The 13,169-nt window shown below is 68.2% G+C and carries 11 protein-coding genes; 10 read left to right on the forward strand and 1 reads right to left on the reverse strand.

The features are described 5' to 3' along the window. Positions 1-6 precede the first annotated feature (6 nt). The 8 genes from tssE to HMPREF2914_RS09925 all read left to right on the forward strand — a co-directional run bounded on the left by tssE (position 7) and on the right by HMPREF2914_RS09925 (position 10,043). Positions 7-432: a type VI secretion system baseplate subunit TssE gene (gene tssE / locus HMPREF2914_RS09890; protein WP_003089496.1), complete on the forward strand. Its 426-nt coding sequence runs from the start codon at positions 7-9 to the stop codon at positions 430-432. Beyond that, positions 416-2,209: a type VI secretion system baseplate subunit TssF gene (tssF, locus tag HMPREF2914_RS09895; RefSeq protein WP_023091758.1), complete on the forward strand. Its 1,794-nt coding sequence runs from the start codon at positions 416-418 to the stop codon at positions 2,207-2,209. Before tssE ends, tssF begins: the two co-directional genes overlap by 17 nt. Continuing rightward, entirely contained in the window at positions 2,173-3,189 is a 1,017-nt protein-coding gene (gene tssG, locus HMPREF2914_RS09900) for a type VI secretion system baseplate subunit TssG (protein ID WP_015502887.1), read from the forward strand. Before tssF ends, tssG begins: the two co-directional genes overlap by 37 nt. 1 nt (position 3,190) lies before the next feature. Continuing rightward, positions 3,191-5,740 carry a type VI secretion system ATPase TssH gene (gene tssH, locus HMPREF2914_RS09905; protein WP_023091757.1) on the forward strand — a complete coding sequence of 850 codons (2,550 nt, stop codon included), beginning with the start codon at positions 3,191-3,193 and terminating at the stop codon, positions 5,738-5,740. A 73-nt stretch (positions 5,741-5,813) separates the two neighbouring features. Then, complete coding sequence (locus HMPREF2914_RS09910) at positions 5,814-6,347, forward strand: hypothetical protein (protein ID WP_003089506.1); 534 nt, start codon at positions 5,814-5,816, stop codon at positions 6,345-6,347. A 38-nt stretch (positions 6,348-6,385) separates the two neighbouring features. Continuing rightward, positions 6,386-7,453 carry a type III secretion system effector protein gene (locus HMPREF2914_RS09915; RefSeq protein WP_003124577.1) on the forward strand — a complete coding sequence of 356 codons (1,068 nt, stop codon included), beginning with the start codon at positions 6,386-6,388 and terminating at the stop codon, positions 7,451-7,453. Between the two features lie 36 nt (positions 7,454-7,489). Next, entirely contained in the window at positions 7,490-9,496 is a 2,007-nt protein-coding gene (tssI, locus tag HMPREF2914_RS09920) for a type VI secretion system Vgr family protein (protein ID WP_003110900.1), read from the forward strand. 10 nt (positions 9,497-9,506) lie between these two features. Continuing rightward, positions 9,507-10,043: a toxin-antitoxin system YwqK family antitoxin gene (locus tag HMPREF2914_RS09925; RefSeq protein WP_003131532.1), complete on the forward strand. Its 537-nt coding sequence runs from the start codon at positions 9,507-9,509 to the stop codon at positions 10,041-10,043. 22 nt (positions 10,044-10,065) lie between these two features. On the opposite strand, the gene HMPREF2914_RS09930 is transcribed toward HMPREF2914_RS09925, so the two are convergent. Then, on the reverse strand, positions 10,066-10,461 hold the full coding sequence (locus tag HMPREF2914_RS09930) for a DUF4280 domain-containing protein (protein ID WP_003089513.1): 396 nt from the start codon (positions 10,459-10,461) through the stop codon (positions 10,066-10,068). Positions 10,462-10,737: 276 nt separating this feature from the next. Between HMPREF2914_RS09930 and HMPREF2914_RS09935 the strand changes: the two genes are divergently transcribed. Beyond that, positions 10,738-11,379: a LuxR C-terminal-related transcriptional regulator gene (locus tag HMPREF2914_RS09935; protein WP_003110901.1), complete on the forward strand. Its 642-nt coding sequence runs from the start codon at positions 10,738-10,740 to the stop codon at positions 11,377-11,379. Positions 11,380-11,579: 200 nt separating this feature from the next. After that, the gene (locus HMPREF2914_RS09940; protein WP_003089517.1) at positions 11,580-12,785 is read left to right on the forward strand and encodes an ABC transporter substrate-binding protein; all 1,206 of its coding nucleotides are present in this window, start codon (positions 11,580-11,582) and stop codon (positions 12,783-12,785) included. Positions 12,786-13,169 lie beyond the last annotated feature (384 nt).

Below are 13,169 nucleotides of genomic sequence, written 5' to 3' on the forward strand. Positions count from 1 at the left end.
GCCGACATGTCCGGAGCCCTGCCGCCGCTGTTCGAGCGCCTCAGCGCCGAGGCCGACGAACGTCCCGCGTTCGACGACCGGGCGCTGGCCGAGTCGGTCCGCGGCGAGCTGCTGCGCCTGCTCAACACACGGCGCCCGGCGCATGCGCGCAGCGGCATCCTCGCCTACGGGCTCGCCGACTGGACCGCCGTGCAACGCCTGCGCGCCGAGGACCGGCGCCAGCTGGCACGCGAGGTGCGGGCGGCGGTCGAGCATTTCGAGCCGCGCCTGCAACTGGCCGAGGTCGAGGTCGAACCTGACCCGGGCAATCCGCAGCGCCTGCGTATCCAGCTCGGTGGCCGCCTGCGCAGCGGGTCGCGCCTGATGCCTGCGCTATTCGTCATCGAACAGGGCAACGATGGCCTCGAGGTGCGCCATGAGCGATTCGATTGATGCCGACCTGCTCGACTACTACCAGCGCGAGCTGACCTGGCTGCGGCATGCCGGCGGCGCCTTCGCCGAGCGCTATCCGAAGGTCGCCCGGCGCCTGCAACTGGCCCCCGGCGAATGCCCCGACCCGCACGTCGAGCGTCTGCTGGAAGGCTTCTCGCTGCTCACCGCGCGCCTGCAACGGCGCCTCGACGACGACTACGCAGAGTTCAGCGACGCCCTCCTCGAACAGCTCTACCCCCTGGCGCTGCGCCCGCTGCCGTCCTGCGCGATCGTCCAGTTCGAACCGGACCCGACCCAGGGCAACCTCGCCGAGGGCTACCGGCTGCCGCGCGACACCGCGCTGTTCGTCACCACCCGTGGCGGCGACAGCGTGCATTTCCGCAGCAGCGCCGAGGCGACTTTGTGGCCGCTGGCGATCGACGAGGCGACCCTGCTCGGCGGCGAGGAGGCGCAAGCCCTGACCGGAGTCGGCGCCGCCCGCTCGGCGTTGCGCCTGAGCCTGCGCTGCCTGGGCGAGTACCGCTGGGACGAACTGTCGATCGAGCGCCTGCGCATCCACCTGGCGGCTTCGCCGATGGGCTGCGCGATCCTCTACGACCTGCTCGCCGCGCATGCCGTGCAGGTCATGGCGGGGGCGCCCGGCACGCCGCCGGCGGCGCTCCGTGGACTGCCGGAGATCGTCGGCTTCGCCGCCGACGAGGCGCTGCTGCCGGAGAAAGACGGCGGACATCCGGGCCTGCGCCTGCTCGCCGAGTACTTCGCCTTCCCCGACAAGTTCCACTTCTTCGACCTGCCGCTGTCCGGCGCGCTCGCCGACGGACAGACGCTCTACCTGTACCTGGTCTTCGATCGCGCACCGACGGCACGCCTGCATTTGCAGGCGGAAGACTTCCAGCTCGGCTGCGCACCGGCGATCAACCTCTTTCCGCGGACCTCGGAGCCGCTGCGCCCGGACGGCACCCGCAGCGAGTACCGCCTGGTCGCCGACAGTCACCGCGAGAACAGCGTGGAAATCCATAGCATCCGCGCCGTGCGCTCGGTTGCCGGGAGCACCGTGCAGCCAGTCCCGGCCTACTATGGCTGCCGCCACGACAGCCACCTCGGCACGCTCTACTGGCACGCCCGGCGCATCGCCGGGCTGACCCCGAACCGGCTGGGCAGCGACCTGCTGCTGAGCCTGGTGGATACCGGCTTCGACCCGTTGCGCGAGGCCCCGGCCTTCAGCCTGACCGCCGAGCTGCTATGCACCAATCGCTATCTGGCCGAGCGCCTGGGTGCCGGCACCGCGCTGGGCTTCGAACGGCCCGGGCCGGTCGCCGCCGCACGCCTGCGCAACGCGCCCAGCGCGCAGAGCCAGCCGCGCCTGGACGGCCAGTCGCGCTGGAGACTGGTCTCGCAGCTGACCCTCAACCACCTCTCGCTGGTGGAAGGCCCGCGCGCCCTCGAAGCCCTGCGGGAAATCCTCGCCCTGCACAACCTGCGCGACGACGCCAGCGCCCGCCGGCAGATAGAAGGGCTGAGGCAACTCGACTGCCAGCGGGTGGTGGCGCACGTCGGCGAGGATGCCTGGCGCGGCTGGCGCAATGGCCTGGAAATCCGCCTGCGACTCGATCCGCAACACTTCGTCGGCGCCAGCGGCGTGCTGTTCTCCGCCGTGCTGGCGCAGTTCTTCTCGCTGTATGCCACCGCCAACCGCTTCGTGCGCACGGTCCTGGTGGAAGCCGACAAGGAGGTGAAGACATGGCAACCCCAGGCCGGCTCGCCGCTCTCCCTCTGAGTCAGCGGCTGCGCCGCACGCCGCAGCGCTTCGAACTGTTGCAGGCGCTGCTGCTGCTCGAACGCGAGCGTCCCCAGGCGTTGCCGCTGGGCACCGGCAACGCGCCGCGGGCGGAGGCCCTGCGCCTGCGCGGGCCGCTGCTGCCGCTGTTCGCCTCGAGCGAGGTGGAAAGCCTGCTCGACGACCCGCAGCAACCGGTGCTGTCCACCCCGGTGTTCGGCCTCGGCGGCCCCGACGGCCCGTTGCCCTATGCCTACCAGGAATGGCTGCAACAGCGTGCCCGGCAGAAGGACCATGCCCCCGCCGAGTTCCTCGACCTGTTCCAGCACCGCCTGCTCAGCCTGCTCTACCGGGTACTGCGCAAGCATCGCGTGGCGCTCGGTTTCGCGGTGCCGGCGGCGACCCCGGTGCAGGCGCAGCTACGCGCCCTCAGCGGCCTGTTGCCGAAGGCCCTGCAAGAGCGCCTGGCGCTGCCGGACAGCGCGGTGCTGGCACGCACCGCGCTGTTCGCCGGCGGGCGTCGCTCCCTGGCCGGCTTCGCCAGCCTGGTGCGCCAGCACTTCGGCGTGGAGGCACGGCTGGATGCCTACCAGGGCGCCTGGAAGGAAATCCCCGCGGCCAGCCGCAGCCGGCTGCAACGCGGCGGACGCAACCTGCGCCTGGGTCGCGACGCCATAGCCGGCACGCGCACCTGGGACGAGCACGCCGGCATCGCCCTCAGTCTCGGTCCGCTGGATGCCCGCGAAGCCGCCCGCTTCTTCCCCGACGGCGACGCCCATGGCCAGTTGGCCAGCCTCGCCGCGCTGTACTTCGGCCCCGACCTGGATTGTCGCCTGAGCCTGCTGGTGAGCGGCGGCGCGCCGCTGCGCCTGGAGCGCGGTGCACCGCCCAGGCTGAGCTGGAACACCGGCCTGCGGCGCGTCGAAGACGGCCAGCGGCAGCGCATCGATCTCGACCTGCGGCAGCCGGAGGTAGCCTGAAATGGAACTCGCCGCCCTGATCGGCCGCCTCAACCCGGACTGTCGCCGCGCCTTGGAGCGCGCCGCGCAACGCTGCCTGCAACGCACCCATCATTACGTAGAGATCGAGCACCTGCTGCTGGAGCTGCTGGACATCGACGGCGGCGACTTCGCCTGCCTGCTGCCGCGCTTCGGCCTGGAGCGCGACGCCCTGGTCGCCGAGATCAACCTGTCGCTGGAGCTGTTCAAGGCCGGCAATACCCGCACTCCGGCGCTGTCCGCGCACACCATCGGCCTGCTCGAGGACGCCGTGGTCCACGCCAGTGTGCTCGGCCAGGCGCAGATCCGTTCCGGCCTGCTGCTGCTCGCCCTGCTCGACCGCGAGGAGCGCCGCGCCCTGCTGCTGAACAGCGCGTCGTCGCTGCTGCGGATTCCCCACGAGGCCTTGCAGGCCAACCTGCTGGAGTGGATCCAGGCCTCCCGCGAACAGCCGCCCGCGCCGAACCGCCCGGCGGCAGGCGGCGACAAGCCGGAAAGCGCCCAGGACCCGCTGCTCGACCAGTACACCCAGGACCTCACCGCCGAGGCCCGCGCCGGACGCATCGACCCCATAGTCGGGCGCGACGGGGAGATCCGCCAGTGCGTCGACATCCTCCTGCGCCGGCGGCAGAACAACCCGATCCTGGTCGGCGCGCCGGGCGTCGGCAAGACCGCGGTGGTCGAGGGCCTGGCCCTGCGCATCGCCGCCGGCGAGGTGCCGCCGTCGTTGCAGGAGGTGATCCTGCGGGTGCTCGACCTCGGCCTGTTGCAGGCCGGCGCCAGCATGAAGGGCGAGTTCGAGCAGCGCCTCAAGGGGGTGATCGACGCCGTGCGCAACAGCGCGCAGCCGATCATCCTGTTCATCGACGAGGCGCACACGCTGATCGGCGCCGGCGGCGCGGAAGGCGGCAGCGACGCCGCCAACCTGCTCAAGCCGGCCCTGGCGCGCGGCGAGTTGCGCACCCTGGCGGCCACCACCTGGCTGGAATACAAGAAATACTTCGAGAAGGACCCGGCGCTGACCCGGCGCTTCCAGCTGGTCCAGGTCGAGGAGCCGGACGAGGCCACCGCCGTGGAGATGCTGCGCGGCGTCGCCGGCAAGCTGGAACAGCATCACGGCGTGCAGATCATGGACGCGGCCATCGTCGATGCGGTGAAGCTGTCGCACCGCTACATCTCCGGCCGCCAGTTACCGGACAAGGCGATCAGCGTGCTCGACACCGCCTGCGCGCGGGTCGCCCTCGGCCAGCACGACGTGCCGCCGCCGCTGGAAAGCCTGCGCCACCGCGAGCAGGCGCTGGAAGAGGAATTGCAGCGGCTGCGCCGGGAACAGGCCACCGGCCTCGACCACAGCGCGCGTATCACCGCCCTGGAAAGCGAGTCGGGCGATAACCGCCGGACCATCCGCGAGCTGGAGACCCGCTGGGACGAGGAACGCGAAGCGGTGCGCGAACTGCTCGACACCCGCCGCGAATTGCTGGCCCTCAGCGAAAGCGCCGACGCGGCCAAGCCCGACGAGGAACTGGACGGTCGCATCGACCACCTGGCCGCCGAACTGGCGCGCCTGGCGGCCGGCCTCGAAGCCATCCGCCAGGACGACCCGCTGGTTCCCGAGCAGGTGGACTCGCGTACCGTGGCCGCGGTGATCGCCGGCTGGACCGGCATCCCGGTGGGCAAGATGCTCGCCGACGAAGCCCACGCCATCCGTTCCCTGGCGCAACGAATGGGCCAGCGGGTGATGGGCCAGGAGGCCGCCCTGGGCGCCATCGCCCAGCGCATCCAGGCCTATCGCGCCGGACTCAGCGACCCGGCCAAGCCGGTCGGCGTATTCCTCCTGCCCGGCCCCACCGGCGTGGGCAAGACCGAGACCGCCTACGCCCTGGCCGACGCCCTCTACGGCGGCGAACGCAACCTGATCAGCATCAACCTCTCCGAGTACCAGGAGGCCCACACCGTCAGCCAGCTCAAGGGCGCCCCGCCCGGCTACGTCGGCTACGGCAGCGGCGGCGTGCTCACCGAAGCGGTGCGCCGCAAGCCCTATTCGGTGGTGCTGCTGGACGAGATCGAGAAAGCCCATCCGGACGTGCTGGAAGCCTTCTACAACGTGTTCGACAAGGGTGTGATGGAAGACGGCACCGGCCTGGTGGTGGACTTCAGGAACACCGTGATCCTCGCCACCAGCAACGTCGGCGCCGAACTGCTGCTGGACAGCCCGGCCGAACAGGTCGCCACCCCGGCCTTCGACGAGCGCCTGCGCAAAGTCTTGCTGCAAACCTTCCGCCCGGCGTTCCTCGCGCGCATGACCGTGGTGCCTTACCGGCCGCTGGAGGAAGCCACCCTGGAAGGCATCGTCGTGGCCAAGCTGGAAAAACTGCGGGAACGCTACAAGGCCGCTACCGGCAAACAGTTCGACTTCGACCCGGCCATCGTCAAGGCCGTGCTCGCCAAGTGCAGCGCGGCGGGCGCGCGGGATATCGAGAACGTGCTGATGGCGCAGGTGACGGGGAAGTTGGCGGAGTGGGTACTCGAATGAGCGTCCCGAGGCATCGCGGCATCCGCCCGTTTCCGATGGAGAACGTATCGGCTAGAGAACAGCGGACGAATTCATGAACTGGAACGATCTTTGCGGAATAAACACGGTAGCCGGAAAAGCCATAGACATCCCGACCCTGGTCGGTCCCGGCGTCGACCACGACCGACGTGGAAGGACCGGAATGCCCAACGGCGCGACGCTGACCGCCATGATGAACGCTGCCGACGCCCTACGTCTGACCGAGGCCCCGAGGACCAGGCGCGGTGGTGTGTCCGACGGTATTTCCTTCCACATCGCCCAATACGTGCCCGGTGGCGCGTCTCTGACCATCACCAGCCAGTTCGTCGGTCAGAAAGCCGGCTCCGCCGTGTGCTACGAGAACACACTGTTCAACGATGCCCTGGTCGGTCGCATCAACGCCATCGTTGGCAACATCATCGTGCGCCAGAGCGTCGCACCCTGTACGCGCTGCCGCGCCGGCTACCGCCAGCTCGCCCAGAACGGACCACATACTATCGTCGTCTCCAGCGATGACGGCTACGACGGCGCCCCCGACAACACCATCTTCCTCTTCGCACCCACCGGGCTGGTGTTCTACCGACGCTGAACGCCCGCCGAACTGCCCCACCTTCGAGGACTGCCGTCATGCCCCGAACCATCGAATACTGGCGCCCCACGAACGGCCTGTATCATGCGACCCCGCCCGGAATCGCCGTGCTGACCCAGGACAGCGATTGGGAGGTGCTCAACGAAGCCACCGGCTTCTACGAGGAAAGCCCGTATCCCTCCGCCTTCAAGGGACAGGTGTATCGCGCGCTGAACTACATAAACGCTACGCCGACGGGCGCATCGCTGCTCTGGAACCTCTACACGACGAACAATTTCGTCGACATCACCCCCTCGTCGCTGGGCAACAATGTCCAGTCCACCAATCAGCCCATGGCGCTCAATCAGGTCGCCAGAGAAATCATCGTAGGAACCGGTCCCGGCCCCCAGACCCAGATCGCGCTCAATCAGACAGGCATCGCCCCGCAGGCGCAGACCCAGTGGCTGACCTATGTCATCAACAGTTCGCCGCATTGGGCCCTGGACGGCGTGCCGGGCAACGGTGGTGGCCTTTACGGCTATCTAGAGCGCGCCCGCCAGTATGCCAACCGCTGGATGCTGCTGTTCGACCACCGCTACTTCCGCTGGAGCGACAGCAATGAAGGCTATTTCAATGAGCAGAGCTACAGCGGACATTTCGGTATCTCCGCCCACAACATCGCCATCACCAACCACGAAGTGGCGGCCTGGCTTGCCGGACAGCCGCTACCCCACCGCCTCAGCGATGCCCAGCAGAACCATGCGCGGCTTGCGACCATAGTTGCCCTTAAGGACGTTTCGCCGCCTTCGGCTGGCTGTTCCGCCCATGTGAGATGGAACCCCACAGCGACCAACCCGCTGAACCGGATACGTCCTCCGGCAATCGGCCTGGCTCATGAGCTGCTGCATGCCTACTACAGTTGCCGAGGCGCACAACCCGGCTACGACGACAACCACTACTCCACGGTACTGTTCGAATACCGCTGCGTCGGCCTCGGCCCCTGGGACGAAGCACCATTATCGGAAAATGCCCTACGCAAAGAATGGTGGAGCTATGCCTGCCAGCAGGTGCCCGGAAGCGACCCAGAGAACAGGAAGGCCATCGGCAAACGCATCAGTTACATGTAGTCGTCGCCGCTGTCCCGACAGAAACGAGGGACCCAGATGCCCCGTCCCACCGATAGCAATACCAGCCTCTCCCTGACCGCCTCGGCGCTGGCAGCCCTGTTCCCGGAGCGTCTGGCCGGGGAAGAACGCCTGAACGCACTGCCCGGTTGGGAACTGCTGGGCTACAGCGCCAGCCCCTTAGCCCTGGACGGCGCAATCGCCACCCATCTCACCGCCACCCTGCACAACGACGCCGACCAGCGTCCGCTCGACGGCCTGGTCGCGGAGATCCGCCAACTCCCCGGCGATGCCAGCGCCGAGCGCTACCAGGTGCTGTTGCGCCCCTGGCTCTGGTGGCTGACGCTGGCCAGCAACAACCGGGTGTTCCAGAACCTCGCCACCAGCGACATCGTCACCCAGGTCTTCGACCAGCACGGCTTCAGCGACTACCAGTTGCAGCTCAGCGGCAGCTACCAGCCCCGCGAATACTGCGTGCAGTACGGCGAGAGCGACCTCGCCTTCGTCTCGCGGCTGCTGGAGGAAGACGGCATCTTCTGGTTCTTCACCCATGCCGCCGGCAAGCACACCCTGGTGCTGGCCGACAGCAACGACGCCTTCCCGCCGATTCCCAACGGCCCGCAAGTGGCCTACCTGGGCCAAGGAATCGGCGTGCGCGAGTTGCAGGGCGTGCGTTCGGCGCAGTACAGCCTCCAGGCGGTATCCGGGACCTACAGCGCCACCGACTACGAGTTCACCACCCCGAGCACCTCGCTGTACTCCCAGGCCGAGGCGGTTTCCGGCGCCGCCGGCGTCTACCAGCACCCCGGCGGCTACACCGCCAAGGCCCAGGGCGACAGCCTGACCAAGCAACGCATCGACGGCCTGCGCAGCCAGGAGACGCGCCTGATCGGCGAGAGCGACTGCCGCTGGCTGGTGCCCGGCCACTGGTTCACCCTCAGCGGGCATGACGACGATTCGCTGAATATCGACTGGGTGCTGACCTCGGTCACCCATGACGCCAGTCACGCGCACTACCGCAATCGCTTCGAGGCGATCCCCAAGGCCACCGCCTACCGCCCCGCGCGGGTCACGCCCAAGCCGCGCATGCACACCCAGACCGCCCTGGTGGTGGGCAAGGCCGGCGAGGAGATCTGGACCGACCAGTACGGCCGGATCAAGATCCAGTTCCCCTGGGACCGCGACGGCAAGAACGACGAGACCTCCTCCTGCTGGGTGCGCGTGGTGCTGCCCTGGAGCGGCAAGGGCTTCGGCATGCAGTTCGTGCCGCGCATCGGCCAGGAAGTGATCGTCACCTTCATCGACGGCGACCCGGACCGCCCGCTGGTCACCGGCTGCGTCTACAACGGCGACAACGCCCTGCCCTACGCGCTGCCGGACAACCAGACGCAGTCCGGGATCAAGACCAACTCGTCGAAGGGCGGCGGCGGTTTCAACGAGCTGCGCTTCGAGGACAAGAAGGACGCCGAGGAAGTCTTCCTCCAGGCGCAGAAGGACCTCAACGTCAACGTGCTCAACGACAGCACCGCCAGCATCGGCCACGACGAGACCCTGACGGTGCAGAATGCCCGCACCCGCACGGTGAAGGAAGGCGACGAGACCGTCACCCTGGAGAAAGGCAAGCGCACGGTGACCATCCAGACCGGCAGCGACAGCCTGGATGTGAAGGACACGCGCACGGTGACGGTGGGCGCCGACCAGACCCACAGCACCGGCGGCAACTACAGCCACAAGGTCAGCGGCAACTTCGAGCTGACGGTGGACGGCAACCTGACCATCAAGGTCAGCGGCACCCTCGCCCTGCAGAGCGGCGGCAGCCTGACCCTGAAGAGCGACGCCGACCTCGCCGCCCAGGCCGGCACCTCGCTGACCAGCAAGGCCGGGACGTCGCTGACCAACCAGGCCGGCACCTCCCTCACCAACAAGGCCGGCACCAGCCTGACCAACGATGCCGGCGTCAGCCTGACCAACAAGGCCGGCGCCGAACAGACGGTGGACGGCGGCGGCATGCTGACCATCAAGGGCGGCCTGGTAAAGGTCAACTGAGGAGAAGCGCATGGCGGCATCCGGCAAGCTCGACCTGGTTCGTGGCGACAGCCATCTCGCTGGTAACCTGCTCGACGGCAGCCTGGAAGGTCCGTTGCGCATCGACGAGCACGACAGGCCGCAGGCCAGCCTCGGCTACCGGCAGGGCCAGTTGCACGGCGCCAGCACCCTGTTCCATCCCAACGGCAAGGTCTCCGCGCAACTCGCCTTCGTCGACGGCAAGCTGCACGGGCCGGTCAGTTTCCATGCCGCGGAAGGCTGGTTGCAGCGCAAGGCGCACTACCGCAACGGGCTGCTCCACGGCGAAGCGCTCACCTATTTCGCCAACGGCCAGGTGGCCGAGCGCGAGCATTACCGCGACGGCGTGCGCGACGGGGTCTACCAGCGCTTCCATGGCAATGGCCAACTGGCCTTCGACGGACGCTACCTGAACGGCCAGCTACTGGACGGCGCCCAGCCGTTCGCCGATGACGGCCGGCCGCTGGACAGCGAGGGCAGACCCATGGCGCGCTGGCGCTGGTGGTGGATCAGGCTGGCGGAGCCCTAGGCGCGCATCGGCCAGGCGGCGCTCAGGGAATCAGCATCTGCACCTGTCCCGGCACGCTGATCTTGATCACCCCGCCCCAGGTGCAGATCAGCGTGCCGTTGGCGTCCAGCGCGGGCATCCCGCCCAGCAGCAGGGTCGGCGGACCGCCGGGGATCCACGGGCTGGCGGTGGCGGGAATGCACGGCATCGGCGTCAGTACGCCGAGGGCGGCGGCGGTGGCGGCGGCCACCACGGGGTTGGCCGGACTCTGGCAGAGGCCGAAGGTGGGAATGTTCAGCAGCGGGATGTGGTCCATGATGTTCGCCGCCGGCATCCCGCTGGTCAGGGTGCGGTTCTGCGGCAACACGTTGAGCACCGTCGGCGCCGCCCCGAAGCTGCATTGCAGGGTGGCGCCGGCGCAGACCTGCGGGCAGCCCATGCCGTCCTCCCGAGCGCGATGGCGTTGTAGCAGGATAGACCAGCCCATCGCGCTCGCCGTGGGGCTGGCTTGCTGTTTTTCTGACGAATGCCCGACATGCGTGTCGTCAGCGGCGCTAGAATTCCGCTGTCATGCGGGGCGGAGCCCCGCGACAGGGATCGACGAAAAAGGATTTTCGGCGGATCGAACGGTGCCCGCAGCGCCCTCGCCGGCCGGCCTGCGGCCGGTCGATGCAGGGGTTGCCGCACCCTGGCCGCCCCCAAGGACGGGACGACAATGCCTAGCACAAGAAGCCTCCCCGCACGGGTCATCGTCGCCGATGACTATCCCCTGTTCCGCGATGGCCTGAGACGGGTCGTCCGCCGCTACCTCCCGCAAGCCGCCGTAAGCGAAGCGGGCAGCTTCGACGAGGTGCTGCGCCTGGCCTCGAGCGTCTCGCCGGAACCTCCCGCCCTCTTCGTCCTCGACCTGCTGCTTCCCGGCTTCGCCGCCTCCCAGTCCATCGAGCGCTTGCGTCGCGCCTATCGGCACAGCGCAATCGTCATCGTCTCGATGCTCGACGACCCGCGTCTGGTGGACGAGGTGCTGGCCGCCGGCGCCGACGGCTACCTCGGCAAATCCCTGGAGGCCGGGGAGATCGGCACGGCGTTGCAGACGCTCGGCAGCGGCGAACCGGTGGTGCGCCTGCGCGGCGGGTCGAGCGCCGGCAGTCGGCAACGCGCCCTCCTGGACGCCCTGACCCCACGGCAGCAAGCGGTACTGCGGCTGATCGCCGATGGCCTGTCGAACAAGGAAATCGGCCGCGCGCTGTCGATCTCGCCGTTCACCGTGCGCGTGCACGTTTCCTCGCTGCTGCGCGCCCTGGAAGTGAACACGCGGACGGCCGCCGCGGCGCTGGCGGTGAAGGCCGGCTTCTAGGCAGGTTCCACGCGGCCGTACCCGGAGTTCCCGCGCAAGCATCCGGGAATGCCGAAACGAGAAGTCTGCCGCGATTTTCCGCGAAGTCTCCTCGCGGCGCTGAAGCCCGTCGCGGCGGACCAGTCCCATCCATGAGGGGCGCGCCTGCGCGCCGGCCTCACCGGGAGCGGCGACGCTCGTTTTCAGCAGAGGAACGGCACATGATCGACAGGGTGAAGCCGCTGATGGCGGCATGGGTTCTGGTCTTCGCATCTTCTTCGTTCGCCGGCGAAACGGCGGGAAAATTGCCACGAAAGCCAGCTCTAGGGCCGGAAACCGCGGGGGCGACCCTGGTCATCCCCGGCGAGACCGACAGGCTCGCCTCGCTCTACGCCCGCGCACGGGGCGAAGGCGGCAAGGTGGTGCTCTGGGCCGGCGGCGACGCGCCGAACCAGATGGACTGGTTGAAGACGGCCTTCGAGAGCCGCTTTCCCGGCGTGACCCTGGACGTCACGGTGGACCTCTCCAAGTTCCACGACCTGCGCATCGACCAGGAACTCGCCGCCGGCACCCTGACGCCGGACGTGGCGATGCTGCAAACCACCTTCGATTTCGACAAATGGAAGGCCCGCGACGTGCTGCTGCGCTACAAGCCGATCGGCTTCGCCCGGCAGAAGAAAGGCTACGCCGATCCCGACGGCGCCTATGTCACGGCCTACAACAACGCCTTCGTGCCGACCTACGCTTCCGTCCGGCTGCCAGCGGAGCGCTATCCGACGCGCTTCGCCGATTACCTGAAGCCGGCCTTCAAGGGCAAGCTGGTGCTGACCTACCCCCATGACGACGATGCGGTGCTGTACGTCTACGACAAGCTGGAACGGCGCTACGGCAGCGGTTTCCTGCGCGCCCTGGCGGCGCAGAAGCCGAACTTCCTGCGCGGCACGGCGGCGCCGGCGGCCTCGGTGGGCACCGACTCCATCGGTTCGCTGGGCAACCTGACCGGCTATGCGACCGACAGCGATACGCCGGCCGGCTACTTCATCCCGACCGACGAGCCGTTCATCGTCTGGAACCAGCGCGCGGCGATCTTCAAGGCCGCCCGTCATCCGGCCACGGCCAAGCTGCTGCTGTCCTACCTGGGCTCGGCCGAGTTCCAGTCCAGCTACGGCGGCTGGCGCGCCCGCGCTGACGTCGGCGAAGCGCCTGGGCTGCCGCCACTGGAGTCGCTGAAGAACGTCGACGTGCACGATTTCACCCGCTGGATGGCCGATCGCCAACGGGTGGCCAGCCTGCGCAGGCACATGGCGGAAATCTTCGGCCCGGTACGCGGCGAGTCGCCGTTGCGCGACCCGGCGCTGATGAGCCTGCTGGGGCTGACGGCGAACGACATCGTCGCCTTGCCCGAACCGGACCTGCCGATCTACTGAACCGCCATGACGGCCTCGCGCACGGACGACGCGGGGTCGTCGATCCTGGAGAATTGCCAATCAGGTTTCGACGGCAAGCAGGCGGCCTGGAGCGGCTGGGAAGACCCCCACTTCTTATAAAATACTTTTAATAAACGATTTATCTTATTGATTAATAAGATAAATAAAATACTAGAATTCACTTTAAGTTGAAACGACAAGGCGGCGCATAACGCTACCCGTTGTCCGCCCTGGCATCCGCTTACCGCCTTCGCTGCGCAGGGCGAACGAGGCCACGCGCGTTATCCGCCGACAGGCCTCTGCCAGGGAGGGACGGCGGCACGGAAAACTCTTCTTCGACAACGACTTCCGCGTAGAACCTGATCCATCGCCTGCGCTCGCGCG

It is taken from the genome of Pseudomonas sp. HMSC067G02 (assembly GCF_001813485.1).
GTDB lineage: Bacteria > Pseudomonadota > Gammaproteobacteria > Pseudomonadales > Pseudomonadaceae > Pseudomonas > Pseudomonas aeruginosa.

What these genes read in the sequence shown, in the direction of transcription:
- tssE (WP_003089496.1), top strand. Translation starts at nt 7, where the DNA reads ATGTCCGGAGCCCTGCCGCCGCTGTTCGAGCGCCTCAGCGCCGAGGCC.
- tssF (WP_023091758.1), top strand. Translation starts at nt 416, where the DNA reads ATGAGCGATTCGATTGATGCCGACCTGCTCGACTACTACCAGCGCGAG.
- tssG (WP_015502887.1), top strand. Translation starts at nt 2,173, where the DNA reads ATGGCAACCCCAGGCCGGCTCGCCGCTCTCCCTCTGAGTCAGCGGCTG.
- tssH (WP_023091757.1), top strand. Translation starts at nt 3,191, where the DNA reads ATGGAACTCGCCGCCCTGATCGGCCGCCTCAACCCGGACTGTCGCCGC.
- HMPREF2914_RS09910 (WP_003089506.1), top strand. Translation starts at nt 5,814, where the DNA reads ATGAACTGGAACGATCTTTGCGGAATAAACACGGTAGCCGGAAAAGCC.
- HMPREF2914_RS09915 (WP_003124577.1), top strand. Translation starts at nt 6,386, where the DNA reads ATGCCCCGAACCATCGAATACTGGCGCCCCACGAACGGCCTGTATCAT.
- tssI (WP_003110900.1), top strand. Translation starts at nt 7,490, where the DNA reads ATGCCCCGTCCCACCGATAGCAATACCAGCCTCTCCCTGACCGCCTCG.
- HMPREF2914_RS09925 (WP_003131532.1), top strand. Translation starts at nt 9,507, where the DNA reads ATGGCGGCATCCGGCAAGCTCGACCTGGTTCGTGGCGACAGCCATCTC.
- HMPREF2914_RS09930 (WP_003089513.1), bottom strand. Translation starts at nt 10,461, where the DNA reads ATGGGCTGCCCGCAGGTCTGCGCCGGCGCCACCCTGCAATGCAGCTTC.
- HMPREF2914_RS09935 (WP_003110901.1), top strand. Translation starts at nt 10,738, where the DNA reads ATGCCTAGCACAAGAAGCCTCCCCGCACGGGTCATCGTCGCCGATGAC.
- HMPREF2914_RS09940 (WP_003089517.1), top strand. Translation starts at nt 11,580, where the DNA reads ATGATCGACAGGGTGAAGCCGCTGATGGCGGCATGGGTTCTGGTCTTC.